General features: G+C 40.4%; 22 protein-coding genes. 13 read left to right on the plus strand and 9 right to left on the minus strand.

The window, feature by feature from the left end:
• Position 1: 1 nt before the first annotated feature.
• From phnE (PGP85_RS00735) to PGP85_RS00750, 4 genes are read right to left on the minus strand one after another with little or no spacing between them, the layout of a single operon-like run.
• A complete protein-coding gene (gene phnE / locus PGP85_RS00735; protein ID WP_270325540.1) occupies positions 2 to 784 on the minus strand; it encodes a phosphonate ABC transporter, permease protein PhnE in 783 nt (260 codons plus the stop codon).
• Positions 781 to 1560, minus strand: a complete 780-nt coding sequence (gene phnE, locus PGP85_RS00740; RefSeq protein WP_270325541.1) for a phosphonate ABC transporter, permease protein PhnE — start codon at positions 1558 to 1560, stop codon at positions 781 to 783. The genes phnE (PGP85_RS00735) and phnE (PGP85_RS00740) overlap by 4 nt, the downstream gene beginning before the upstream one ends.
• The gene (phnC, locus tag PGP85_RS00745) at positions 1532 to 2323 is read right to left on the minus strand and encodes a phosphonate ABC transporter ATP-binding protein (protein WP_270325542.1); all 792 of its coding nucleotides are present in this window, start codon (positions 2321 to 2323) and stop codon (positions 1532 to 1534) included. The genes phnE (PGP85_RS00740) and phnC overlap by 29 nt, the downstream gene beginning before the upstream one ends.
• Positions 2324 to 2381: 58 nt before the next feature.
• On the minus strand, positions 2382 to 3311 hold the full coding sequence (locus PGP85_RS00750; protein ID WP_010741900.1) for a phosphate/phosphite/phosphonate ABC transporter substrate-binding protein: 930 nt from the start codon (positions 3309 to 3311) through the stop codon (positions 2382 to 2384).
• A 195-nt stretch (positions 3312 to 3506) separates the two neighbouring features.
• Here PGP85_RS00750 and PGP85_RS00755 point away from each other — a divergent pair, with 195 nt between their 5' ends.
• The 6 genes from PGP85_RS00755 (at position 3507) to PGP85_RS00780 (ending at position 9014) form a co-directional block, all read left to right on the plus strand.
• Positions 3507 to 4187 (plus strand): cyclic nucleotide-binding domain-containing protein, encoded by a 681-nt coding sequence (locus PGP85_RS00755; RefSeq protein WP_010741901.1) that lies wholly within the window; start codon positions 3507 to 3509, stop codon positions 4185 to 4187.
• A 231-nt stretch (positions 4188 to 4418) separates the two neighbouring features.
• Complete coding sequence (locus PGP85_RS00760; protein WP_270325543.1) at positions 4419 to 5471, plus strand: BMP family lipoprotein; 1053 nt, start codon at positions 4419 to 4421, stop codon at positions 5469 to 5471.
• Between the two features lie 120 nt (positions 5472 to 5591).
• Complete coding sequence (locus PGP85_RS00765; protein ID WP_010741903.1) at positions 5592 to 6422, plus strand: AraC family transcriptional regulator; 831 nt, start codon at positions 5592 to 5594, stop codon at positions 6420 to 6422.
• A 249-nt stretch (positions 6423 to 6671) separates the two neighbouring features.
• Positions 6672 to 7166 carry a DUF1062 domain-containing protein gene (locus PGP85_RS00770; RefSeq protein ID WP_244266002.1) on the plus strand — a complete coding sequence of 165 codons (495 nt, stop codon included), beginning with the start codon at positions 6672 to 6674 and terminating at the stop codon, positions 7164 to 7166.
• A 177-nt stretch (positions 7167 to 7343) separates the two neighbouring features.
• Positions 7344 to 8021, plus strand: coding sequence for a response regulator transcription factor (locus PGP85_RS00775; protein WP_270325544.1), 678 nt, complete (start codon positions 7344 to 7346; stop codon positions 8019 to 8021).
• A 90-nt stretch (positions 8022 to 8111) separates the two neighbouring features.
• Positions 8112 to 9014: a D-alanyl-D-alanine carboxypeptidase family protein gene (locus PGP85_RS00780; RefSeq protein WP_270325545.1), complete on the plus strand. Its 903-nt coding sequence runs from the start codon at positions 8112 to 8114 to the stop codon at positions 9012 to 9014.
• A 16-nt stretch (positions 9015 to 9030) separates the two neighbouring features.
• Here the strand turns inward: PGP85_RS00780 and PGP85_RS00785 are convergent, their stop codons facing one another.
• Positions 9031 to 10140 carry a sensor histidine kinase gene (locus PGP85_RS00785; RefSeq protein ID WP_270325546.1) on the minus strand — a complete coding sequence of 370 codons (1110 nt, stop codon included), beginning with the start codon at positions 10138 to 10140 and terminating at the stop codon, positions 9031 to 9033.
• Between the two features lie 188 nt (positions 10141 to 10328).
• Here PGP85_RS00785 and PGP85_RS00790 point away from each other — a divergent pair, with 188 nt between their 5' ends.
• The 4 genes from PGP85_RS00790 (at position 10329) to PGP85_RS00805 (ending at position 15103) form a co-directional block, all read left to right on the plus strand.
• Positions 10329 to 10703, plus strand: a complete 375-nt coding sequence (locus PGP85_RS00790; RefSeq protein ID WP_010741908.1) for a BlaI/MecI/CopY family transcriptional regulator — start codon at positions 10329 to 10331, stop codon at positions 10701 to 10703.
• Positions 10704 to 12461 (plus strand): BlaR1 family beta-lactam sensor/signal transducer, encoded by a 1758-nt coding sequence (locus tag PGP85_RS00795; protein ID WP_010741909.1) that lies wholly within the window; start codon positions 10704 to 10706, stop codon positions 12459 to 12461. It abuts the gene before it with no gap.
• A gap of 61 nt (positions 12462 to 12522) precedes the next feature.
• Entirely contained in the window at positions 12523 to 14535 is a 2013-nt protein-coding gene (pbp4, locus tag PGP85_RS00800; protein WP_010741910.1) for a penicillin-binding protein PBP4(5), read from the plus strand.
• 139 nt (positions 14536 to 14674) lie between these two features.
• Entirely contained in the window at positions 14675 to 15103 is a 429-nt protein-coding gene (locus PGP85_RS00805) for a hypothetical protein (RefSeq protein ID WP_270325547.1), read from the plus strand.
• A gap of 66 nt (positions 15104 to 15169) precedes the next feature.
• On the opposite strand, the gene PGP85_RS00810 is transcribed toward PGP85_RS00805, so the two are convergent.
• A complete protein-coding gene (locus PGP85_RS00810) occupies positions 15170 to 16153 on the minus strand; it encodes a LacI family DNA-binding transcriptional regulator (RefSeq protein WP_010741912.1) in 984 nt (327 codons plus the stop codon).
• Between the two features lie 16 nt (positions 16154 to 16169).
• Positions 16170 to 17669, minus strand: a complete 1500-nt coding sequence (locus tag PGP85_RS00815) for a sucrose-6-phosphate hydrolase (protein ID WP_270325548.1) — start codon at positions 17667 to 17669, stop codon at positions 16170 to 16172.
• A gap of 265 nt (positions 17670 to 17934) precedes the next feature.
• On the opposite strand from PGP85_RS00815, the gene PGP85_RS00820 reads away from it, so the two are divergent.
• Positions 17935 to 19887, plus strand: coding sequence for a sucrose-specific PTS transporter subunit IIBC (locus tag PGP85_RS00820; protein WP_010741914.1), 1953 nt, complete (start codon positions 17935 to 17937; stop codon positions 19885 to 19887).
• Complete coding sequence (locus tag PGP85_RS00825) at positions 19880 to 21508, plus strand: glycoside hydrolase family 13 protein (RefSeq protein ID WP_270325549.1); 1629 nt, start codon at positions 19880 to 19882, stop codon at positions 21506 to 21508. The genes PGP85_RS00820 and PGP85_RS00825 overlap by 8 nt, the downstream gene beginning before the upstream one ends.
• 42 nt (positions 21509 to 21550) lie before the next feature.
• Here PGP85_RS00825 and PGP85_RS00830 read toward each other — a convergent pair whose 3' ends face one another.
• Positions 21551 to 23722, minus strand: a complete 2172-nt coding sequence (locus PGP85_RS00830) for an alpha-galactosidase (protein WP_270325550.1) — start codon at positions 23720 to 23722, stop codon at positions 21551 to 21553.
• 90 nt (positions 23723 to 23812) lie between these two features.
• On the opposite strand from PGP85_RS00830, the gene PGP85_RS00835 reads away from it, so the two are divergent.
• On the plus strand, positions 23813 to 24619 hold the full coding sequence (locus tag PGP85_RS00835) for a helix-turn-helix transcriptional regulator (protein ID WP_270325551.1): 807 nt from the start codon (positions 23813 to 23815) through the stop codon (positions 24617 to 24619).
• A 66-nt stretch (positions 24620 to 24685) separates the two neighbouring features.
• Here PGP85_RS00835 and PGP85_RS00840 read toward each other — a convergent pair whose 3' ends face one another.
• Positions 24686 to 25153: an Rrf2 family transcriptional regulator gene (locus tag PGP85_RS00840; protein ID WP_270325552.1), complete on the minus strand. Its 468-nt coding sequence runs from the start codon at positions 25151 to 25153 to the stop codon at positions 24686 to 24688.
• Positions 25154 to 25255 lie beyond the last annotated feature (102 nt).

A 25255-nucleotide genomic window follows, 5' to 3' on the forward strand; every position in this document is an offset into this window, starting at 1 on the left:
ATTATCTCAATTTCTTTCTTATGATTCCGGTTATTTGATCTAAAATAAACACGGTAACAACAACACCGATCAAAATAATGCTGACTTTGCTCCAAGAGCGTGTCTGAATCGCGAAAATCAGCGGTGCGCCGATTCCGCCAGCGCCTACTAAGCCGAGTGTTGCTGCGCTGCGAACAGCGATTTCAAAATGATTCAATGCTAACGAACAATAGATCGGCATCAGGTAGGGGATTCGTACAAAGAAGATTGTTTGCCAAAAATTGGCTCCCACCGCATGCATCTCTTCCACTAAACGTTCATCCATCGCTTCCATTTCTTCGGTAAACAATTTCCCCAGCATTCCAATCTGGTGAACGCCGATCGCCATGACGCCAGCAAAAGGTCCTGGTCCGACGACTTTTACAAAAATAATCGCAAAAACTAATTCAGGAAAAGCCCGTAAAACGTTACAGACAAATTTCCCCAGCTTCGTCACCCAAGGATGGGCCTGCCATAAATTTACGGCACTGATTAATGTTATCGGGATAGCCAAAACAGTCGCGATCATCGTTCCTAGACAAGCGATCCCGATCGTTAGCAGCAGCAGGCTTAGCAAATCTTCACCGCTGCCGTCATATAAAAAGCCCCAATCAGGCTGACCTAGCCCGCGCAGTACATCCATTCCCATAGCAGGGGAGAAGGTACTTAGACCAGAGTAGTCTAGAGTTGCTGCTGATAAGACAACAAGGATGACTAATACGGCTAATGACACCAGTGTTTTTCTGCTCATTTCGCGAATCATCATAACAGGGACCTCCTGACACGTTCACTCATTTTGTCCACGATCGCTACTGTGATCAAAATCGTCAAGATAATGATCGATACCCGTTCGTAATTCAACAATGCCAAGGAAGAGTTCAAGATGACACCAATCCCACCGGCACCTACGTAACCAAGAACGGTCGAGGCCCGAACATTAACTTCAAACGCATAAAAGGCATAGCTGGCAAATTGACTCAATACTTGCGGCGCAATCGACCAAATCGCGATCTGCATCTTGTTGGCAACGACTGCCGCAGCGGCTTCGATCGGACCAAAATCAATCGTTTCGATCGCTTGGAACATCAATTGTGAGACCATTCCAAAGGTAAAAACAGCGATCGTTAGTACCCCTGTTGCTTCACCAATGCCAAAAACCGCAACAAATAATGCCGCTAAAAGCAGGGTAGGAATCGTTCGAACCAACCCTAAAAGAAAACGGAAAATAGTAGAGATCCAGCGGTTTTCAGTGACAACGGTCGTCGCTAAAAAGCTGACAGGAACGGCGAAAATCAAGCCGATCACAGTTCCCAACAGAGACATCTGCAGCGTCTTGATCATCGGTTCCACCAGTTTAGGCAGATAGCTGAAATCAGAATGAACAAAGCGGGATAAGAAGGCGGTCATTTGACTAGAATTTTGAAAGACCTGTGAAAAATCGGCCGCGGTGATCCAGACGCTTCCCTGAAAGCAGGCAACTAGGAATAAAAGAATAAGCAGGTGTTTGTACCATTTAAAGTGAACTGTCTCTTTCAAGCTCATCGATTTCGCCTGCCTTTTCTTCAAAAATTGCTTTACCGTAAATTTGATTCAAACGTTCATCGGTCAAAGCTTCTGGTGAGCCGTCAAAAACGACTTGACCAGCATTCAGCGCGATCACACGAGTGGAAAACTCACGTGCCAGCGGAACCGAATGCAGATTGACGATGACGGTTTTGTCCATCGTTTGATTGATTTTTTTTAAGTCCTCCATGACTTTTTGCGTCGTGATGGGATCTAAAGAGGCGACTGGTTCGTCGGCTAAAATGATCGGCGCTTGTTGAACCAGTGCACGGGCAATCGAAACCCGCTGTTGCTGACCGCCGCTCAGCTCGTCACTGCGGGTCTGTAATTTGTCAGACAGACCGACAGTTTCCAGTGCTTGTTTGGTTTGCTGATAATCTTCTTTTGTGAAGAGGCCGAAAATACTTTTCCAAGTCGAATAATAACCCAAACGTCCAGATAAGACATTCTTCTGAACGGTACTGCGTTTTACCAGGTTAAAACTTTGCGAGATCAAGCCGATCTGGCGGCGAATCATTCGTAATTCCTTTTTGTTTGCTTTTGTAATAGAAGTCTCGTTAATCCGGATGTCGCCTTCAGTCGTAGAGACCAGGCGATTGATGCTGCGCAGCAGAGTACTTTTTCCGGCTCCGCTCAATCCGATGATGGAAACAAATTCGCCATCTTCAATAGTTAGATTAATCTCCTTTAGTCCTACGACGCCATTCGGATAAACCTTCGAAACATTGTCAAAAATTATCATTATCGTTCTCCATTTTTTAAAGTGTCAGCAAAGAAGTTTGCTGACACTTACTGATGTATTATTCGGCTGCTTTTTTCGTGTAATCTCTGATCGTGTCGTACGCAGAATCGGCCGCTTCTTCATAGCCTTGATGTCCCCATAGTGACATTGCTTCGGCGCCATCTTCGTCATCCTTCATTTCAAGGAACGTCTTTTTGATCTTCGCTTTCAGGTCTTTCGACATATCTGGTTGAACAGCGATCGCGTCATTTGGAATGTCGCCTTCAGTTAAATACAATACTTTCAAATCTTTAAATAAATCATTATCTGAAAAACTAGAGGCAAATACATTTCGGGCACCTTCAAAAACAAAGGCCGCATCCATTTGTTTATTCAACACTGCGGTAATCTCACTAGGAATATCGTTGACAGTCGTCATTTTTGTTTCGGTCGTTGGATCAACGCCTGCATCTTTAAGTTCAGCAACGGGATAGATATAACCGCTGGCAGAGTTTGGACTTAATGTCGCGATATTTTTTCCTTTAAGATCAGCAAGTTTCGTCATATCGCTGTCCGCCCGAACTAAAACTTCACCCTTAAAGGTATTCGTCAATTTGTCTTTTAATGGAAGACCAGTTTTTTGATCGTAATCGCCTAACTGAGAAGTTAGGATAGCTTCAGCAGCATTTGCGTCCTTTGCTTGAACATAAGCAGCGGGGGGCATAATGCCGACATCGACTTGACCTGAAGACATTGCTTCGACAATCGTTGAATAATCAGTAGCTAAGGTAACTTCTACGTCGCGATCTAGTTTCTTAGATAGGTATTTAGCGAAGGGCTTAGCCTTTGCTTCCATGCTGCCGTCGTTGTTTGTCGGAACGAATTGAACCACCAATTTTTCTTTACTGTCCTTATCGGAACTGCTATTTGTACTGCCTGAACCGCAACCCGCTAAAGCTGTAAGTAACATGACTCCGATAAACCCTTTTGCTAACTGTTTTAACTGCATTTTTTTCCTCCTGTTAGGTATGTATTTCTATTACGTCTAAATCATAGCAAGGAATGAAAAATAAAGAAGTGACGCACGTCCTATTTTACACAATTTTTACATACAATTTACAAACAATTATAAAAATCGTTCGTATTGAGCGGATATTCAATCTAGGCTATAATAAAGAAAAAACTCTTTAGAGGTGACCTTTTGATGAAAAAGATTCAAGACGCTGAGCAACTATCTGCCTACGTTGAGATGCATCATTTGCAGGATTATATGGACTCAGATATTTTGGCGATGGCTTCTTTACAATATTTCGAAAAGGAAGAGCACCTCATTCGAACGGGAACGACTTCTGATTTTCTTTACTTTTTAGTAGATGGAACGGTCATGGTCTATTCCTATTCTTCCGATACGCAAAATATTTGTATCGACCATGCAAAGCCCGCGACACCGCTGGGAGAAGCCTCTTCATTATGGGGTCTGCTGCCAAAAAGCAGTGTGAAGGCTGTCTCAAATTGTATATGTGTCAGTATCCCGCTGAACCAATATCGGGAACAGCTGCAGCAGGATGTCCGCTTTTTACAAAATATTTGTCAGCTGCTTAGTTACCGGTTGAACTCAGGAATCAACTTGGCGAACTCGTTAACAGAACCAGTGGAAACACGGCTAGCTAAATTCATTTTAACGAACCATGAAAATGAAAAATTCTCTTTTCGTCTGACGACTTGCGCCTCTATCTTAAATGTCAGCTATCGCCATCTTTTACGAACAATCACGAATTTTCGTGATGCGAATATCTTGGAAAAAAAGAAAAATTATTATTTAATCCATGATTTCGACGCGTTGAATGATTTGGCTGAAAATCTTAGCAGTCCGGCAAAATCATAGAAATCAATCCTAAAGTAAGACGCATTCTACTTTAAAAATAAAAAGAGCTTTAACCACCATCGTCCAAATGAATTGCGATGGTGTTTTTTTGAGTGAAGAGAAAAAATAGAAGTGCCAGGTCAGCATCATTAAAAGATAATAATTCTTAGAAATACAATAGTGTTCAGTATATAGGTATGCTATACTTTAAAAAAATGTGTCAAGACACCTATTGTGAAGGGGAGAAAAATAGTGAAGAAGGTTCTCGTTTCATTCTTATTTTTAGCGTCATTTTTAACGCTAGTCGGCTGTTCTCAAAATCAAGGAGAGGAAAAGGCCGAAAAAGAGGGGAGTAAAATAGCGCTAGTTTTAGGGTTTGGTGGAGTCGATGATCGTTCCTTTAATCAGGCCGGTTGGGAAGGCCTTGAGACTTGGGGAAAAGACAAGCAGTTAACACCAAAGAAAGACTTTACCTATATCGAAACAAATAATCCTGAAGACAATAGTACGAACATAGATCAAGCCATAAAGAACGGGTTCACAACGATTATTAGTTTAAGTTATTTGCAGGCAGAGGAATTGAAAAGCGCGGCCGAAGCGAATCCTGAATTGAATTTTGCTCTGGTCGATGGTGATATTTCCGGTAAAAAGAATATTTCTTCAGCGACGTTTAAGGATCAGGAAAGTGCCTATCTAGCCGGACTATCCGCCGCCTATACGACCAAAAGTAATAAAGTTGGATTCATTGGCGGAATGGAAGGACCGGTCATTCAGCGTTTTCAAAGCGGCTTCGAAGCCGGAGTTAAGGCTGGTGCAACCGCTCAAAACAAAGAAATAAGCGTGAATAGCCAATATGCAGCATCCTATGATTCGCCAGATAAGGGAAAAGCAATCACGGCGTCTATGTATAAGGACGGTGCAGATATTCTTTATCAAGCAGCAGGAAGTACCGGTGCCGGCGTCTTCCAGGAAGCGAAAGCCCGCAATGAAAATGATTATAGTAAAAAGGTTTGGGTCATCGGCGTCGATCGTGATCAAGCGGATGAAGGTGACTATAAATTGGAAAATGGCGACACGGGTAATTTTACGTTAACTTCCACTAAAAAGAATGTTGGTGCGGCGGTAAAAGAATTTGCGGAGACCTCTTATAACAACAAATTTCCTGGTGGGAAGCACTTAACCTTTGGTCTAAAAGAAGAAGGTGTTGATCTAACGAAAGGGCAGCTATCTGAAGAAGCCTATAAAGCTGTTTCGGATGCCAAGGAAAAAATTATTAACGGAGAAATGTCTGTGCCGGATAAATAATTTTTCTGACATAAGCTATTTAAGTATAAGTGATAAAAGATTCAGCATAGATGCTGAATTCTTTTTATAATTGTAATAGTACAGATAAAAAATTCAAAAACAATTACGGGAGGCTTCGAAATGGACAAGAGTGTATTAATAAACGATAGCATCGACTATATTTTGTCTCATTTAGAAGAACCCATCACGATAGCTGATGTGGCCGATCATCTTTCTTACTCAAAGTATTATTTTTGCCGCATGTTTAAGGACGTAACTGGCGAGAGCGTCTATTCCTTCATCAAGCGAGTCAAGCTAGAACAAAGCGCGATTGATTTAAAGATAAAAAGGGAGAAACAAATTTCGCAGATCGGCCTGGAATATGGCTACAGTGCCTCAAATTATAGCTCTGTATTCAGAGAAATGTATGATCAATCGCCCATTAAATTTAGGAAATCTGTCCAAGCCAATACAATCCAAAATCCATTCGATTCACAGAAGCAAGAGCATCTATCCTCGTACGAAGAATATCAAGAAAAGATTCAAATACGCGAGGTCAATCACCTATTTGTTGTTTACAAACGACAGATTGGCAATTACATCGAGCTAAAGCAAGAATGGGCGTCCTTTATTGCTGAGAATGCCTACTATGATGAATCGGCGATTTTGATGGAAAAATATTATAGTGATCCTTCTGTAGCGCTTGAAGATCATAGTATTTGCGATCTATGTTTTACAGTGGACAAAGCCTTTGATGCTGAGAATACAAAACAGGTCGAAGGTGGACGATGTGCGGTTTTTCCTTTTCAAGGAGCTATCGAGGATATCTTTTCAGCGATCCAAGGACTGTTTACGATTTGGCTGCCGCAAAGCAAGTATCAAATGAGCAAGAAATATGGGTTGAATATTTATCGCAATATTGATTGGGAAGCGGGCTATGTTCAAATGGATATTTGTATTCCAATAAAATAGAGCAAGAATTCAGAAGTTTCACAAGCGATTCTTTTCTACAATAAAGTTATCTAAGACAGATAATTTTTATGTAGAAAAGAATTTTTTTGTAAAGGAGGTATTTGTATGAGAATGGTGATTCCACCTTATCTTGGGCAATAGTTTGATTGCCCAGGAAAGGAAGGATAAAAGGTGAGAAAAGTTGTCTGGACGATAAATTTTTTGAGTACTCCGACGATAACGCGTCATTGCAAGAATTGTAACAGAGATATGGAATTTTCTTGTTCAGAACGTTTTCGCATCAATGCTCAGGGAAAGTATCTGGATGTCTGGCTGATTTATAACTGTAAAAAATGTAAAACTAGTTGGAATTCAACCATTTTTTCAAGAGTTCATACGAACAAAATGGATCAAGAATTACTGGCACTTTTCCAAAACAATGATCCGATGCTTGCAAGACAATACGGCTCTGATCGCACGATTTTAAATCAAAACGGCGTGACTCTTCGAAGAGTTGAGTATGAAATTTTAGGCGAGAGGTTCGAACTGGATGAACCCGTCATTTTAGAAATTCAAAGTGACTTTCCACTAAAGATTAAATTGTTCAATCTGCTTAAAGCTAAACTGGATCTTTCAACTAGCGAATTGAAACAGTTCTTAAAAGAAGGAGCTATTCAAGGGGCAGCTGTGAATTGTTTTAAGAAAAAAGTACATGAGAGTACGACCATTATTTTTAATCAAACAGAGGAACTTATTGATTCTTAAATGAAATACGTTTCGTCGAATATAAAAAAACCATCGAGTTGATCAATGATCGATTGCCCGATGGATTTTTTGATTTTTTACATTCTGTGTATCTTATTACAGTCTTAAAACAAATAAGAATATTTCATGATATATTAAAGAAACAGGTCCATAAAATATCTATGAGAAGGTGAGCCTATGGTAAAAATTTTGATGGCCGAGGATGAGCAGGAAATCAGCGAGCTGGTTGTCTTTTATTTAAAAAACGAAAATTATGAAGTGATTACTTGTGAAACTGGGCAAGCTGCCTTGGAAAGGATTCACACAGAAGATTTTGCGCTGGCGATTTTAGATGTGATGCTGCCGGATATTAGCGGATTCGAATTGTGTCAGGCGATTCGAAAAAAATATACCTATCCGATTATCATGCTGACGGCTAAGGGTGAAGAGATCGATAAGATAACCGGGCTTACACTTGGAGCAGATGATTATATGACGAAGCCGTTTCGCCCCTTGGAGTTAGTCGCACGGGTGAAGGCGCAGTTGCGAAGAGCAACTCAATACAGTAATTTAGGTCGTAATATCCTGATGGTCAAGGGGATCGAACTGGATGTGGAGAAACGGAAAGTGTTTCTGAATGAGCAGGAGCTGTATTTGACACCGATTGAATTTTCAATCCTAAAACTATTGATGGAGAGACAGGATCAGGTGGTGAGCTCGGAACAAATATTCAGAGAAGTCTGGGGCGAAAAATACTACGTAAACTCCAATAATACGATCATGGTACACATTCGTCATCTAAGGGAAAAGCTGCAGGATACCGGCGAAAAATACAAATATATTCAAACCGTTTGGGGCATTGGCTATAAAATCTGACTCCTTAAGAGAACTTAAGATAGAAATAAGTGAATATTAAAAATTGCCTTTCTAGTAGATGCTTAAATAGGTCTATAGGGAGGTTTTTTTATGAAAAGGCAATTTAAAAATTGGATGGCTTTGCTCTTGCTAATTTTTTTCATCCTAGCAGGTGTACTTTTGTATCGGGTAGGAAATACATTTAGCAGTGCCAATTTATCAAAATCGGAATCGTTGATCTTAAACAAACAAATTTCGTCCGATCATTATTTACTAAAATCAAGAAACGGGTCGGAGATTTATCGCAAAGGCGAAACACAAAGAATTTCGATCGCTTCCTTGACGAAAATAATGACGGCAATTTGTATTATTGAACATGCAACGGGTCTTGATCAGTCCGTGACCGTCCCTCAGAATATTTTTTTCGAAATTGAACAAAATAATTTGGCTGTGGCTGGATTAATGCCCGGTGAGAAGATTAGCTATTGGGATTTATTGCACGGCATTATTTTGCCTTCGGGTGCAGATGCAACATTGACTGCTGCTTTAGGAATCTGTGAAGATGAGCAATCATTTGTTGAAATTATGAATGAAAAAGCGGCACAGCTCGGAATGACAGCCACTCATTTTGCCAATTCAACAGGATTGGATGCGGCCGGTCATTATTCGACCATCAAGGATATGATGATCCTTGTGGAATACGCGCTCAAAAATGACTCCTTTTATCAAATTTTTACTTCATTGAATTATCAAGGTTCAGCAACCAACAGGCATCCAGAAGGAAATTATTTCACCAGCAGTATGATCAGTCGAGGAGAAAGTCTTGAGCTTTCAAAAGGGAATATTATCGGTGGAAAAACGGGTTATACACCAAAAGCTGGTTTATGTTTGGCTAGTTTAGCAGAGATTGATGGCGAGGAATATTTATTGATTATCGCAGGCTGTAAGGGCAGCGATGAATCTAAGCAATTCAATGTGATCGAGAGTCGTACTTTTTATAATAGTATTCAATAAAAAAGCGTAGAATTTTCTACGCTTTTTCTAAAGGCAGTGCGATCGTAAAAGTGGTGACTCCATTATCACTAGTTACTGTAATCGTTCCTTGATGAGCCAAAATGATTTCTTTCGCGATCGCTAAACCTAGCCCAGCGCCGCCGGTTTTGGTCGATCGTGATTTATCCAATCGATAGAATTTTTCAAAAATATTTGATAATTGATTTTCAGGAATAGTCATTCCTTCATTCGAGATACTAAAGGTCATCCTTTCAGCATCACTTGAAAGATGCAGCCGAATCGTTGAATGTGCGGTCCCGTAGTTCATCGCATTTTTTAATAAATTATTCAATACCCGAGCCAACTGTTCATTGTCCGCGAAGATGGTCAACGTTTCGGGGCCTTCATAAACCAGAGATTGAGTTTTTTCTTTGAGTAAAGGATAAAATTCATCCGCCAGCTGATTTAATAGAAAGACAAAATCAAGTTTCTCTTTATACAGCTGAATATCATGCAGATTAAAGCGGGTGATATCAAAAAAATCGTCAATCAGATGTTCCAGCCTTGTCGATTTTTCCAAGGTGATCGCCAAAAAGTGCTTCTTTTGTGCGTCTGTTAAATCATCTGAATCGATCATCAAATTGAGATAGCCGATAACGGATACTAAAGGCGTCCGTAAATCGTGAGCCAAATAAGTAATCAAATCTTTGGTTCGCTGTGTTTCGCGTTTTAACAGAATTTCGTTGTTCTCAATATTCGACTTAATTTTCAGCAGCTCATTATCAATCATCAGTTCGCCTGTCGGAGCGGCAGAAGGTTCTGAAAAGAAAACAGCGATTCTCCCCGCAAGCAGCCGAGTATTCTTTGTCAGTTGGATGCGATGGATAATATAACTGACCAATGACACAATGAAGATGATGGTGAGCGCATAAAGAATAAGAAACAATTTGACGTTCGGCCAGTCAATATAGGTTTGAGTGTACTCTGCGCCATCAGAGGTAGGAACAGAATTTGAACGAACTAAGGTATTATAAAAACCGTCAAAAATAGTATGATGCAAATCGGTTCGATTAAAGAGAAAATACAATCCGACAAAAAGAACGATGCTTAATAAAATAAACGCTAGGATACTTGTTTTTCTGCTCATTTACGCTACCTCACTTTATGGTCTCTTTATAAGTGTAGCAAACGCATAGAGCAGAAAGAAGTTGAGAAGTCTTAAGTTTTCTTCATTTTTTTACGAGTCAGACAGAGGAAAGAGGAATCAAGAAAACTTTTATAGACAAATCATTTTGAATCGATTAAACTACAGATGTAGTTTGAAGGGAGTCAGTGATGGAAAAAGAGATAAAAATTACCGATGCGGAACTAAAAATTATGGAATACGTTTGGAAAAGAGCCTCTGTTGATTCAAAGGAGATTATCCGAGCATTTGAAAAAGAGGAAGAGTGGAGTCCGAATACGATTCGAACGCTATTGGTTCGTTTGGAACAAAAAGGGGTTGTCGACCATTCAAAATCAGGCAGAGTGTATGTCTATCACGCACTAATCCCGAGAGAATATTTCGTGAAGCAGGAAAGCCAAAAGTTTATTCACAAATTTTTTGATGGCAAGGTCAGTGATTTCGTTTCGAATTTTGTTGAGGATGAATCGATTGATGAAAAGGAAATCGACGAGTTGCGGGAATTATTAAATAAAAGGAGAAAATAGATGACTCATTTTCTTTTGAATATCATTTCTGCCAACCTGTACCTGATTCTTTTATTCATACTTAGAAGGCTGCTCGACAAACAGCTTTCACCAATCTATCAAGGCAAATATTGGAATCTAGCGGGATTGACCGTCTTCTTCTTTATTCCCAATCAGCTTCTTACGGGATTCAGGGATCTTATTTATTACCGAATGCAAAGTGTAATGCCAGGTCGAGCACTTCCGACTTCGCTTCATTTGGATAATGCTCAAAGTTTCATGGGAGAAACGGCCTCTGGCTGGATGAATGACAATGCACTTCCAGCGAATGATTTCGGCTCTATTTTTTTATGGTCGATGGCAGCTGTATGGTCGATCGGTGTTGTGATTTTTCTGGTTCGAGCAATCTATTCTTATAGCCAATTTCGGAAAATGATTCGAGCGGCTGTACAAGTAGATGATCAAAGAGTTCAAAAACAATTGGCAAAAGCAGAGAACTGTTTGGGATACAGCAGAAAAGGATTGGTTCTCCTACAGACTGATGGAGTCGATAGCCCGGCGACATTTGGTGTTTTTCGCCCCAAGATTGTTTTGCCGAACAGCTTTATTGCTAAAGCTTCAAATGAACAGCTATTTTTCATTTTATTACATGAACTGGTTCATCAGAGAAATAGGGACACGGTTCAAAATAATCTTTTATTTGGGCTGTCGATTCTAAACTGGTTCAATCCCGTAAGCTATTGGCTCGTCAAACAAGCAAGAAGCGACCGAGAAATTTCTTGTGATCAGTCTGTGATGCGTTTATTGAATGAAGAGGATGTTTTCTTTTATGGAACGACATTGCTGGATTATGCGCAAAAAAATCAGAATTCATATTTGCTTGGTTTTTCCGGTAAGCGCAAAGAGCTGACGAGAAGAATCGAATGCATCAGCAGCTTTCAGCCCTCATCGACCAAAAAATTGGCTGCTAAATTCATGGTGGTGATCGCTCTAGTTGTCGGTATTTTCTTGATAGTCCCGCAAGCGCGGACTGACGAAACGGATCAATTTTCGCGGCAAGAACCGCTGGTTGAACAGAAATCCGATCCGCTTTTTGATCAAAACGAAAATAATTCGCTGGTCATTTATGATGAGAGCAAGGATCGCTATCTGACCTACAATCAAGCGGCAGGGCATAAACGCTATTCGCCTGACAGTACCTACAAAATTTGGAGTGCGCTGTTCGCACTTGATGCACATAAGATTGATCAGACAAGTAATGTACGGGCTTGGGATGGAACGGACTATCCAATTGACAGCTGGAATCATGATCAGAATCTTCAAACAGCCTTAACGAATTCCACGAATTGGTATTTCCAGCAGCTTGATTCGGAATTGGGAAAAACGAAGTTAAAAGAAAACTTTCGTTCAATCAACTATGGAAATATGAATCTTTTAGGTGGAATTGATAATTATTGGCTGGAATCGTCCTTGAAAATATCGCCATTTGAACAAGTGGATCTGTTTAGAAAGCTGCTGGAAGGAAAGCTGTCATTTTCGACCGATAATGTGGCTTTTGTAAAGGAGGCCATTCATTTACAAACACAGCCGGAATATGCACTTTACGGAAAAACCGGGACCGGCAACAGTGTAACAACGAGTACAGGCTGGTTCCTTGGGTCGATGGAAACGAATAAGGGAAACTATTATTTTGCCTGTCATTTACAAGGAGCAAAGGCAACTGGATCAGCAGCGGCTGAAAAAACATTAGCAATATTAAAGGAGCTAGAAATTTATTGATTTCTAGTTTCTTATTACTATCAAAAACTACAGATGTAGTATATGGAAAGGTGCAGAAAAAATGAAACGAAGTGAGAAACACAAGCGCGGCAAGGGAATCGTTATCGTTACGGGAATTTTGATTATCGGTTGTCTTTTCTTTTTCGGCTACCGCACGATAAATGAACAACGGATGGAGGCAAAAGGTAAGGAAACGATTAAGGTCTTTGTTGATCGACTTTCGAAAGGGAAATATCAGGAGTCTTTAAAATATCTTTCTGAAGACTCGTTAAAGGCGCTGGATTTTTCAAAGCAGCAAGTAAATGAAAAGTACCAAAATATTTATGGCAGTATCGGTGTTCATGATATCAAGATTAAGAATCTTAAAATAAAGAAGAATCAATTTGCGTATACGGCGGTTCTTTATACAGGCTTAGGAAAGTCGTTGAAGCAAAATTATCAAGGAACATTCACGAAAGGAAATAGTTTAATCGAATGGGCGCCGAATTTGATTTTTTCTGGAATGAAACGAACAGATAAGGTGGCTTATCATTACCTTTCTGCCACAAGAGGAGAGATCGTGGATCGAAATGGACATGGCCTAGCCAATAATGGTGAGATCGTTAACTTTGGGGTCGTGCCTAAAGCGCTGGGCGAAGGGGAGCAAAAACAGGAAAAAATCAAAAAAATCAGTGAAGCTCTAGGTTTGACTGAAAAAGCCATCAATACGGCATTGGAGCAAAGCTGGGTCAAGGAAGAGTATTTTGTTCCATTAAAGACTGAAACGAAGGTACCAGAAAACTTCGAGGCCCCAGACGGATTAGAGGTGCAAACGGATATTGGGAGAACCTATCCAATCGGTGAGGCGGCCGCGCATCTTATTGGATATGTTGGAGCGGTAACAGCAGAGGACATGAAAAAAAATAAAGGTTTATCCGAAGGCAGTATTATTGGTCGGACTGGGCTGGAAAGAGTATTTGATAAAAAACTGCGAGGTCGCGATGGCGGGTATATTGCTATAACGAACAGCGAAGGGAAAGAAAAGGAAATTCTGCAAAAAATCAATGTCGTTGAAGGGAAAAAGATCCAATTAACGATCGATGTCCAAGCGCAATACTTGGCCTATAAATCATTAGATAATGAGCGAGGATCAAGTGTAGTGACGGAACCGAAAACGGGAGATTTGCTGGCTGTCGCCAGTTCGCCGAGCTTTGATCCCAATAAATTCGTTCATGGAATTAGTCAAACGGATTACGACAAACTTTCGAAAGACGAAGCTTTGCCATTTTTAGCAAGATATTCAAACGGTTATGCGCCAGGATCGACCTTCAAGTTGATCACAGCCGCAATCGGATTGGATGCCGGAACAATTGATCCGAACCAAGCTTTAGCGATCAATGGATTAAAATGGCAGCAGGATGCTTCTTGGGGAGGATACAAAGTAACTCGTGTTTCCGATGTTTCGCCAGTCGATTTAAGGACGGCGATGATTTATTCCGACAACATCTACATGGCTCAAGAAACTTTAAAAATGGGGGAGAAAACATTTCGTGCGGGCTTAAACAAATTTATTTTCGGAGAAGAGCTAGATTTGCCGATCGAAATGAATCCCGCGCAAATATCCACCGAAAAGAATTTCGGCTCAGATATTTTATTGGCCGATACCGGTTACGGACAAGGGCAGCTGCTATTAAATCCGATTCAGCAAATCGCGACCTACTCAGTTTTTCCTAATAATGGAACGATCGTTTATCCGAAACTTTTGCTGTCGCAGGAAAATAAAACAAAGAAGAATGCAGTCTCTGCTGAAACGGTCGCCCGTATTAATCAAGACATGCAGGCAGTTGTGGAAGACCCTAACGGCACCGCCAATAGTCTGCAGTCCTTAGGGATTCCGCTCATGGCAAAAACTGGAACCGCAGAAATCAAAGAAAAACAAGATGAACGCGGGCAGCAAAACAGTTTCCTTTACGCCTTTGACAGTCAGAATCAAAAATTTTCGGTCCTGCAATTTTTAGAAGACCGTCCAGACAGCAAGTCGGCCGTGGGAATGGTTCCAGAATTGTTGAAATATCTAAAAGAGAATTACAACTAAACAGTACGTACAAAAGCGAGCTGTCCGACTCTTGGATCAGCTCGTTTTTGCTATTGTATGGGCCAAAAAAGCTTTTGTGATGCCTTCTCATTTTAGCGTATACTTGATTTATAAGAAAAATCGAAAGAGGAGGAACGAAATGAATTTCACGAAAATCACCGCGATTTATACGATGATGTATGCGATTATCAGCTTTATTCTGTTAGTAACGATTGGTGTCTTTACGGTTGCTTCCAGAGGAGCCGTTATTTTGACGCCATTTGTTGGACCGTCTTTTTTCATCGGTTTTCTGCATATTGTCGGCTTTATTTGTGAAATTATTTGTTTCCGTGTGAATAAGAATTTTCCTGCGAAAAGGAGACTCGTCCTTCTTTCCCTAATTTTTTATATCATCGAAATAGTTGCTTTGGTTCTGCCATTTATCGGTATGTTTGCAAAAATGAATACCTATCTTATACAAAATGTGGTTCTTTACGCAATGGGAAGTATCCCGGTGACGAAGGTCTGTTTATTGGTTTTGTCGCTTATTATTTTGGTGAAGTTTCGCAAGAGAAAGGACACTATTTAAAAAGATCGAAAAAAAGGTCGCTTCAAAAAAGAAGCGGCCTTTATATGTTGGGAAAAATCTATTAAATTAGGTCGTTTTGCCTTGGATGAGTTTGATCGGCAGCGCGTAGTATTGCTCCAATTCTTTTTCTGGGTCTGTAATTCGCTGAATCAATAAATCTACCAATAAATCAGCAAAATCAGAAATTGGTTGGGCAATCGTCGATAATTGCGGGAAATAATTTTGAACAAATTTTGTTCCATCATAACCAATCAATTTTAAGTCCTCTGGAATAGAGATCTTCATTTCTTGGCAGATATTATAGACTAAGATAGCAGTTAAATCGTCTGTACAAAACAAGCTGTCCAAATCTTCATTTTCCAAAATCCGCTTGATTTCTAAAGTCTTCAGAGCCATTGAATTCGCTCTGGAATCAATCGCAAACACTCTAGACTCCAATTCTTTCTCTGCTAAAAATTGTTCATAACCTTCTAAACGTCCGTTAGTAGGGGAGTTTGATTTTAAACTTCCAGTAAGAATCCCGATTTTTCTGCATCCACGCAAATATAAATTTTCGGTTGCTAGATAGCCGCCGTGGAAGTTATCGCTGCCGATAATCGGAATTGATTCAGACAAATGGCGGTCAAATGAAACGATCGGCAAGCCGATGTCTTCATACTCTTTGATGCCCAAATTATGTGCGCCGGCGATGATCCCATCCACGCGATTTGCGGAAAGCATATTGATATAGGCACGTTCTTTTTCCTTATTGTTGGCACTGTTGCAGAGAATGGTCTTGTAGCCTTGCTCAAATAAGGTGGTCTCCAGCTTATCGACCAGCTCACCAAAAAAAGGATTGGAAACTGTTGGAAAAATAACTCCGATTAATTGAGTATTTTTTCCCTGCAAAGAACGGGCGAGAGAATTTGGCTGATAATTTAATTCCTTCATCGCTAAATGTACTTTATCAATAGTCTTTTGACTTAATGATCCATAATTATTGATTACGCGCGATACTGTAGTGGGAGAAACGCCTGCTTTTTTTGCGACATCTGTCAGTTTGATTGCCATCGTATCATTGTACTCCTTAGTCGTTTTTCATATTGCGCAAACACCAGAAATCACCAGAAAAATCTCCGGATGTTCCTTCAAGGTAAACATCCTTTTCATTTTCAGCCGGAAATACTCGCGCAGTCAAAACGCGCTGTCCGCCATTCACGAAAATTTCGCAAACAGAATGATCCACAAAGATCTGTAAGGACAATGGTTTGTTCTCTTCAAGTGAGAGGCTGCGAGTTGTGCCGTATTCCTGAGCAAATGGATTGCTGACGTGTGTACGATCTACACTAATCATACCATTTTTTGCGTCGAAATCGAGGACTAATGAGTGCTCCATTTCCTCATCTGAGTAAAGTAGAAGACGCCCTTGACTGTCTGCGGAAAAATCGAGCACTAACTCATAACAATTATTGGTTTTATCAGCAATCACAGCGGCTTTTGGTGACAACTTTCCACTAACAGAGGTTTGATCTTGTCTCAACTCGATCAGTTCCTTTACAGGAGTTTGGTACAATTGACCATTTTTAAGCTGCAATTCTTTGATGATACTGAGGCAATGAGCCCAGCCTTCTGAATCACTAGGGTATTCCACTTCAGGAAGTCCGATCCAGCTCACCGCTAAAGCTCTTCCGTCTGGCGCATTAAAGGCTTGAGTAGCATAGACATCAAATCCATGGTCTAAATTGCTTAACGAACTTGCGTTTTTTAGAGCAGGCTGCTCACCGTCAAAGGTATCAGCAATAACGTAAGTATTTGGATAAATATTTTGATAGTCCATAATGTTTTTATCAAGACCTTGCGGGCAGAATAGTAAAACCGGTTTGTCTTCAATAAAGATTAGGTTTGGACATTCCACCATGAAGCCCATTGACTGATTTGTGAAATCTAAAGGCCCCTCAAATTGCAGATCTTCTAATGTTTCACCAGAGTAAACCAATACTTTTCCTTCAAGCTCTTCGGTTTGTGCACCAATCAGCAGCCAATATTTATTTTGATAAAAAAGAACCTGCGGGTCACGAAATTCATGAGTATATCCTTCAGGCGGTGCAGGAATAATCGGTGTGGCATCTTTAGTGATTACGCCATCTTTACCCATATGGGCCAACATTTGATAAGAAGTTCGCGTCCAATCAGCATCACGGACATTTCCTGTATATGCCAAAACTAACTCATCGCCGATGACGATTCCTGAGCCTGAGTAAACACCATGCTTATCATAAGGCGAGTCGGGGAGCAGAGCGATTCCTTCAGATTGCCAGTCTACGAGATTTTCGGATGAAACGTGGGCCCAAGATTTCACTCCATGAACGGGTCCCATCGGATAAAGCTGATAGAAGAGGTGCCACTTGCCATTGAAATAAGAAAAGCCATTGGGATCGTTTAGCAGTCCGCTTTTTGGTTGGACATGGTAACTTTGCCGCCAATGAGACTTGCGAATAGTTTCGTTCAAAAAAAGTTGATATTTATCGTCCCATTGATGGTAAGGCAGGTAGCGCAGGTCATCGGTCCATTTTTTTATTAGTTCCATCTTTGATATCTCCTTTTATACAGATGCAAAGTTTATTCGTTTGTTAAATGTTCCATATCTTTTTTAGCAAACGCATTCTTTCGCTATAAAGATACTTCAAAAACGGATAATTGTCAAACGTATATCAAATGTATAAATCTTATATTTGCTTGATTTATTACCAATAAAATTTTTTATTAAAATCATTTTGATAAACGTTTGACATTTATGAAATATGTTGTATGATAAAAGTGAAAAAAGCGATTACATTGGAAGGGGAAAAATTATGAATCATAAAAAAGTAGCCGCAGAAGTAAACAAAGCATTAGGAGAGGGGAATATTCAAGCCGCCGCTCATTGTGCGACTCGATTACGGTTAGTGCTAAAAGACCCTAGCAAGGTTGATCACACTGCTTTAGACAATAACGAGGATGTCAAGGGGACATTTGAAGCTAATGGTCAATTCCAAATTATTATTGGTCCGGGAGATGTGAACAAGGTTTATGCGGAATTGGTAAAATTGACGAATGTAAAGGAAGCGTCTACAGAAGATTTGAAGGCTGTCGCTGCCGAGGGTAAGAAACTAAATCCGATTATGGCATTTATCAAAGTCTTATCAGATATTTTTGTACCGATCGTTCCTGCGTTAGTAGCGGGTGGTCTATTGATGGCGATCAACAATGTGTTGACCTCGCCGAATCTATTTGGTCCGCAATCAGTAGTTGAAATGTTTCCCAATATTAAGGATATTGCCAGCATCATTAATTTATTAGCTTCAGCACCGTTTGCCTTTTTACCGATTTTAGTTGGATTCTCGGCAACTAAACGCTTCGGTGGTAACGGGTATTTGGGGGCAGCGATGGGTATGGTTATGGTTATGCCCGATCTGATTAACGGATACGGTGTTGCCAACGCGATTACAGAAGGAACGATGCCTTATTGGAATATTTTCGGCTTGCAAGTAGCGCAGGCTGGATATCAAGGTTCTGTATTACCAGTGTTAGCTGTTTCTTGGATTTTAGCAACGCTAGAAAAATTCTTCCATAAAAAAATCTCTGCCGCATTTGATTTTACCTTCACACCAATGTTAGCAATTATTATTACTGGTTTCTTGACCTTTATTTTCGTGGGACCTGTGATGCGGACAGTTTCAGATGGATTAACCGATGGCTTAGTCTGGTTATATCAAACGACTGGAGCAGTCGGATTAGGAATTTTTGGTCTATTTTATTCACCAATCGTAATTACCGGTTTGCACCAAAGTTTCCCAGCAATTGAGACGACTTTGCTAGCGGATGTTGCCCGAACAGGGGGATCGTTTATTTTCCCTGTAGCTTCCATGGCTAACATCGCGCAGGGGGCTGCGACCTTGGCAATTTTTGTTTTAACAAAAAATGAAAAGCAAAAAAGTTTAGCTTCTTCTGCAAGTATTTCTGCACTGCTTGGGATTACAGAACCGGCGATTTTCGGGATTAATTTGAAACTTAAATTCCCATTCATCTGTGCCATGATCGCCTCTGGCGTAGCAAGTGTTGCACTTGGATTATTTCATGTATTATCTGTAGCGATGGGGCCTGCGAGTGTGATTGGCTTCATTTCAATCGCACCAAAATCGATCCCATTCTTTATGATTGGTGTCGTAATTAGCTTCGTATTAGGGTTTGCTTTAACCTTTGTTTACGGAAAAAATAAAATGGATGTTCCTGCAACTTCAACAGCTGACGGTCAAGAAGCTGTTGTGATCAATGAAGATCCTGAACAAGCGATGGCTGTTCAAGATGATGTATTGGCGGCAGTGGTTTCTGGAAAAGTTGTTCCATTGAAGGATGTCAATGATCCCGTGTTTTCTACTGAAATGATGGGTAAAGGTATTGCGATTGAACCTGAAAGCGATCAGTTATTCGCACCAGCGGATGGTGTGCTGACGGTCATGTATGATTCGAAACATGCCTATGGAATTCAAGCGGACAGTGGTGCGGAGATTCTCATTCACATCGGTATCGATACGGTTAATTTGGCGGGGAAATTCTTTACGACCGATAAAAAGAAGGGTGAACGAGTTAAAAAAGGTGAATTGTTAGGAACCTTTGATAGAGCAGCGATTAAAAATGCCGGATATGATGACACCGTCATGATGGTGATTACGAACTCTGCTGCTTATGGTGAAGTCAGCGGCTTAAATAAGATACAGGTCGTTTCTGGCGATGATTTAGTCGCAGTGAGTGCCGCCAATGAGTAATAACTGGTGGCAAAAAGCAGTCATCTATCAAATCTATCCACGAAGCTTTCAAGATAGTAACGGCGATGGAATCGGCGATTTAAATGGAATCATCCAAAGATTGGATTATCTCGCTTTTTTAGGGGTTGACGCTCTTTGGCTGAGCCCGGTATATTCTTCGCCGAATGATGATAATGGCTACGATATCAGTGATTATGAAGCCATTGGATTTGAGTACGGCTCGATGGCTGATATGGATCGATTGATTCAAGAAGCTGCGCAGCGAAAAATTAAAATTATTATGGATTTAGTGGTGAACCATACCTCAGATGAACATGTATGGTTTCAAGAGGCATTGAAAGGTAAGGATAATCCTTATCATCAGTTCTATGTTTGGCGAAGTCCAGTTGATGGCGGCGCGCCGAATGATCTGCAATCAAATTTTAGCGGTTCTGCTTGGACCTATGTTCCACACTTAGATGAGTATTATCTGCATCTGCATTCAAAAAAACAGCCGGATTTAAATTGGGAAAACCCGCAAATGAAGCAGGCGATCTGGGACATGATGAATTTCTGGCTGGCTAAAGGAGTCGGCGGTTTTCGCTTAGATGTGATTGATTTAATCGGCAAAGAACCTGATCGCGGGATCACGAAGAATGGTCCTAAGTTGCATGATCTGCTGCAAGAAATGAATCGCCACACCTTTGGCAAGCATGATGTTGTCACTGTCGGCGAAACGTGGGGAGCCACACCTAAGATTGCAGAACTGTATTCGAATCCAGCAAGAAATGAATTATCGATGGTTTTTCAGTTTGAGCATATCAATTTGGACAAACAATCAGGTAAACGAAAATGGGATTTAAAACCCTTAAATCCGCAAGAATTGCATGAAGTTTTTTCAAAATGGCAAACCGAGTTGGATGAAAAGGGCTGGAATTCTTTGTTCTGGAATAATCACGATTTACCGCGCATTATTTCCCGCTGGGGTGACGATTCAGAAGAGTTTCGACTAGTGAGCGGCAAGATGTTGGCGATCTATCTACATTTTATGAAGGGGACTCCTTATATTTTTCAAGGGGAAGAGCTTGGGATGATTAATTATCCGATCAAGGAAATTCAAGAAGTTGATGACATTGAAAGTATTCGAATGTACAATGAACGACTTGCGCAGGGGTATCCCGAAAGTGAGTTGATTACATCAATCAATGCAAAGGGACGCGACAATGCACGCCATCCGATGCAATGGGATGGACAATTAAATGCCGGGTTCTCATCGGTCGAACCTTGGCTGCCGGTACATCCGAATTATCCAACAGTCAATGTAGAGGATGCATTGGCAGATGAAAATTCTCTTTTTTACACGTATAAACAACTCATTCAATTAAGAAAAAAATATGATGTGATCGTGTATGGAAAATATCGGGCAATTAAAACAAACAATCCGTTAGTTTTGGCTTATCAACGATTTGATCAGAACGATGTAGTGACAGTGGTGGTCAATTTTTCGAATACCACTCAACATTACAGCTTAGAGATTCTATTGTCGGATAATGAACGATTAATTCATAATTATCCTGAACGCCCGGAACAGTGGCATGAATTAGCTCCCTATGAAGCGTACGCTGTTCGAAAAGCAAAATAAAAGCATTGCCCGCTATATTACTTGCGGGCAATGCTTTTTCTTTTACACTTTCTTCCAATGGAATAGGAGTGTGGAGAAGTCTTCTTTGATTCGTGGAATTGCGATGCCGGCATAATTTAATTCGGCTCCAGACACGCGTTGTCCTGTATCTATGAAAACATAGATTGCTTGATCGTCTAAATAATGTGTTTTCAAATTTTTCACAGGTACGGCTGGTCGAGCCAATCCATTAAAATAGATTACCGCAGCTTCTGTATCATTGACAAACAACCAGGCGGAAGCAAAGAACTCATTTGGTGCCTGCAGGCGATAGAATTTTCCAAATTGGAATAAGGAGCGATGCGCCTTATAGAAATTGATTTGCTCAATAATTTCATTTTTTTCATTGTCTGGCAGACTAGTAAGATCTAATTCATAACCCAGATTCCCACTCATAGCAGTCAACCCGCGAGTATGCAAACTCGTTTTTCGACCTACTTGATGATTTGGCACAGGAGAAACATGGGCTCCCAACATGATCGGCGGATATAAATAGCTATAACCAGCTTGGATTTGACTGCGGCAAAGCGCATCGGTATTATCGCTCGTCCAAGTTTGCGGCATGTAACACATCATTCCTGGATCAAAGCGGCCGCCGCCGCTTGAACAATTTTCGAATAAACAATTTGGATACTGCTTAGTGATTGTTTCAAGTATGCGATAAAGGCCGAGTACGTAGCGATGCGAAATTTCCTTTTGCTGAGCTGCTGGGAAAGCCAAACTACCGACTTCAGTTAAATGACGATTCATATCCCATTTGATATAATCAATTTTTCCCGTTGCTAAATAGTTGCTCAAAACCTCAATAAGATAATCTTGGACAACAACTTGGCTTAGATCCAGCACCAGTTGGCGGCGTCCTTCAGTCATTGGATAATCAGGAACCTGTGAAACCCAATCTGGATGCTTTTTATATAAACGACTGTTTTTCGAGATCATCTCAGGTTCGAACCACAAACCGAATTTCATTCCTTTTTGCTGGATTTTTTCTGCCAAGCCGGCAATACCCTGCGGCAGTTTTGCTGGATTTTCGAACCAATCCCCCAGTGAAGAAGTGTCATCATCACGGTAACCAAACCAGCCATCATCTAAAACAAAGAGTTCGATCCCTGTATCTTTAGCCAAGTCCGCTTGGTCAAGCAAGTCCTTTTCTTTAAAATCGAAATAGTTGGCCTCCCAAGTGTTTAGCAGAATCGGCCGTTCCTGTTTTTGCCAAGAAATAGGAACCAACTGTTCTTGATAAACTTTGTGGAATGTTTGTGACATGCCGTTAAACCCTTCGTTCGAATAATTAATTACGACTTCTGGTGTCTGAAAGGTTTCTTCCGGAGCCAAACACCATTCAAACGTTTCAGGTTGGATTCCCAACTGCACACGGCTAGAGCCGTACTGTTCAACTTCCACTTGAGCAGCAAAATTTCCGCTATAAACTAAATGAAACGCGTAAACTTCTCCTTGAAATTCATCAGTTGTAGAATCAGCTAAAGCCAAAAATGGCTGGTGCTGCGGGCTGCTGGTACCGCGAGAGCTCTCAATTTTTTGGATACCAGTATGCAGAGCTTGTCGAGCTATGTTGGCTTCATTAGTGTGAGAGCCTGTTAATGTGACCATATCAAAATCATTTCGCGGCAGGTCGAGCATCATCGAACCGGCATTTTCGAGAAAAACAGTTTCTTTTCCGTGATTAATAAAGCGAACATTGCGGGTGATGATGGGATGATCTTTATAAAGATTGTAGACAAGCGTCATTTCTAGCTGTTGGATCTCATCAACCAGCATGATTTCTAAAGTTGTGGTATTTTCCCCACGTAAGCTGGGCAGTCCATTCAAAGGCGCTTTCCCAGAAGAGATAGTGTGATCACGATAAAAGAAATTTGTAACATTTGATCCGTTCATTCGTCGGATTTGATAATTGCTGATCCGATGATCTCCGGTTCCTTGAGTACTTGTTTCCATAGGCAAAGCATTTAATGAAAAGGTTCGATCCGCTATATCTGGATTTGTCGCAAAGCCACGATCGATTCGCTGCAAAGCATTGCTTCCAGTATAAAAGGGGAGTGCTTTTCCAAAATAACGATGGGTAATATATTTTTCTTTTTCTATTCCGATAATGTAACTGATATGTGAATTAGACAGATGAAATAGTTGTTTTTCAAAATCAAATGTAATAGGCATGGATATCGCTCCTTTCTGCTGTATACTATAATCATAAGTAAATAGACAGAGGCGAACAAGAATAAAAAATTTGAACTAGGAGGTAAAAAATTGCAGGATTATTTTTCAGAGAGCTATTATTATTTGGAAAATTATGGGTTGCCTTATCTCAAAGGACTTGGATTTGGACATGGTGGGGAACACTATTTCTGGGATAACAAAAAGCGAAAAGATCATTTAATTGTGCTGCAATATACGTTGGCAGGAACAGGGTATTTTGAAATGGAGGGGCAACGGACCATTCAAAGAAAAAATAGTTTTTTTCTGGCCGAGATTCCTAGCGATTGTTGTTATTATGGCAAAGAAGACTGGCAGTTTCTGTATTTTGAATTGTCTAAGGAAGCTCTTCAATGGTTCTTTCCAATAAATCAAACGCATCTGGATAGTTCCTCGCGGTTTCAAGAATTGCTGTTGATTATACATGATCAATTGAAGAAACAAACAGATGTCGATTTTTTTGAAAATTCTCAGTTGGCTTATTCCTTAATCGTAGCATTAAAAAAAGAATTGCTGACGGTGCGGGTAGAAAAATATCCGTTGGCAAAAGAAATAAAAGATTATTTGGAGCAGCAGTATCAAAAGGAAATTGGTTTAATGGATATCGAAGAGCACTTTGAATTATCTAGGTATAAAGCGATTCGCTTATTTGAAAAAGCCTATACCGTTTCTCCAATTGCCTATTTAAAAAAATATCGAATTAAGCGAGCATTGCCTTTTTTGCTGGATAATCAGCGAACTATACATGAGATTGCCAAGCTAGTTGGAATGTCGAACGGAAACTATTTTGCTAAGGTTTTCAAGGCAGAGATGGGGATGTCTCCAAGCGACTATCAAAAAAGCCGACATAATTTCAAATAAGACTACTTGTCAGTAATAAAACGTGCACCTCTTATATACAAGAAGTGCACGTTTGTGTGCCAATGATTATAAGAAATCTTGAATGAAGTCCCGATTTTCGGGTCTTTTTTTTAGCTCTAAATGAGCAATTTTTTGGATCAGAGTATCTAAAGTGACTCCGTTCATTTCATCTTCGACCTTTTTCTGCAAGGCATCATAGTTCTCGTTCAATACATCTTGGATATTGGCGCCGACGATACAATCAGGATTGGTTTTTGGATCTACTTGAATCAGCTTTGTATTGCCCTCAATACTCTGATAGACATCCAGCAGTGTAATTTCCTCTGGTCGTTTTGCCAGCGTTGGATTGGGTTTTCCTATTTGTGTCAGAATCAGACCAGATTTTTTCAATTGGCTCATGATTTTTCGAATATTGGCGGGATTGGTCTCCACGCTTTTAGCGATCATATCACTGGAGAGAAACTCCGTATTTTTATAAATTTCGATATAAGTGAGAATGTGGAGCGCATCACTAAACTGCATCGAATATTTCATTTTTATTCGTCCCTTCAAAAACTCTTTCTTGACATATCTTATCATACTACGTATTATCAAAGGTGTAAATTATAAATGTACAGCAAAAAAATAAAGGAGTGG

It is taken from the genome of Enterococcus malodoratus (assembly GCF_027659535.1).
GTDB classification, from domain to species: domain Bacteria; phylum Bacillota; class Bacilli; order Lactobacillales; family Enterococcaceae; genus Enterococcus_A; species Enterococcus_A malodoratus.

What these genes read in the sequence shown, in the direction of transcription:
- PGP85_RS00795 (WP_010741909.1), top strand. Translation starts at nt 10,704, where the DNA reads ATGACTCATTTTCTTTTGAATATCATTTCTGCCAACCTGTACCTGATT.
- PGP85_RS00815 (WP_270325548.1), bottom strand. Translation starts at nt 17,669, where the DNA reads ATGGAACTAATAAAAAAATGGACCGATGACCTGCGCTACCTGCCTTAC.
- PGP85_RS00780 (WP_270325545.1), top strand. Translation starts at nt 8,112, where the DNA reads ATGAAAAGGCAATTTAAAAATTGGATGGCTTTGCTCTTGCTAATTTTT.
- PGP85_RS00830 (WP_270325550.1), bottom strand. Translation starts at nt 23,722, where the DNA reads ATGCCTATTACATTTGATTTTGAAAAACAACTATTTCATCTGTCTAAT.
- PGP85_RS00785 (WP_270325546.1), bottom strand. Translation starts at nt 10,140, where the DNA reads ATGAGCAGAAAAACAAGTATCCTAGCGTTTATTTTATTAAGCATCGTT.
- phnE (WP_270325540.1), bottom strand. Translation starts at nt 784, where the DNA reads ATGATGATTCGCGAAATGAGCAGAAAAACACTGGTGTCATTAGCCGTA.
- PGP85_RS00770 (WP_244266002.1), top strand. Translation starts at nt 6,672, where the DNA reads ATGGAATTTTCTTGTTCAGAACGTTTTCGCATCAATGCTCAGGGAAAG.
- phnE (WP_270325541.1), bottom strand. Translation starts at nt 1,560, where the DNA reads ATGAGCTTGAAAGAGACAGTTCACTTTAAATGGTACAAACACCTGCTT.
- phnC (WP_270325542.1), bottom strand. Translation starts at nt 2,323, where the DNA reads ATGATAATTTTTGACAATGTTTCGAAGGTTTATCCGAATGGCGTCGTA.
- PGP85_RS00790 (WP_010741908.1), top strand. Translation starts at nt 10,329, where the DNA reads ATGGAAAAAGAGATAAAAATTACCGATGCGGAACTAAAAATTATGGAA.
- PGP85_RS00775 (WP_270325544.1), top strand. Translation starts at nt 7,344, where the DNA reads ATGGTAAAAATTTTGATGGCCGAGGATGAGCAGGAAATCAGCGAGCTG.
- PGP85_RS00810 (WP_010741912.1), bottom strand. Translation starts at nt 16,153, where the DNA reads ATGGCAATCAAACTGACAGATGTCGCAAAAAAAGCAGGCGTTTCTCCC.
- PGP85_RS00820 (WP_010741914.1), top strand. Translation starts at nt 17,935, where the DNA reads ATGAATCATAAAAAAGTAGCCGCAGAAGTAAACAAAGCATTAGGAGAG.
- PGP85_RS00825 (WP_270325549.1), top strand. Translation starts at nt 19,880, where the DNA reads ATGAGTAATAACTGGTGGCAAAAAGCAGTCATCTATCAAATCTATCCA.
- PGP85_RS00755 (WP_010741901.1), top strand. Translation starts at nt 3,507, where the DNA reads ATGAAAAAGATTCAAGACGCTGAGCAACTATCTGCCTACGTTGAGATG.
- PGP85_RS00840 (WP_270325552.1), bottom strand. Translation starts at nt 25,153, where the DNA reads ATGAAATATTCGATGCAGTTTAGTGATGCGCTCCACATTCTCACTTAT.
- pbp4 (WP_010741910.1), top strand. Translation starts at nt 12,523, where the DNA reads ATGAAACGAAGTGAGAAACACAAGCGCGGCAAGGGAATCGTTATCGTT.
- PGP85_RS00750 (WP_010741900.1), bottom strand. Translation starts at nt 3,311, where the DNA reads ATGCAGTTAAAACAGTTAGCAAAAGGGTTTATCGGAGTCATGTTACTT.
- PGP85_RS00805 (WP_270325547.1), top strand. Translation starts at nt 14,675, where the DNA reads ATGAATTTCACGAAAATCACCGCGATTTATACGATGATGTATGCGATT.
- PGP85_RS00765 (WP_010741903.1), top strand. Translation starts at nt 5,592, where the DNA reads ATGGACAAGAGTGTATTAATAAACGATAGCATCGACTATATTTTGTCT.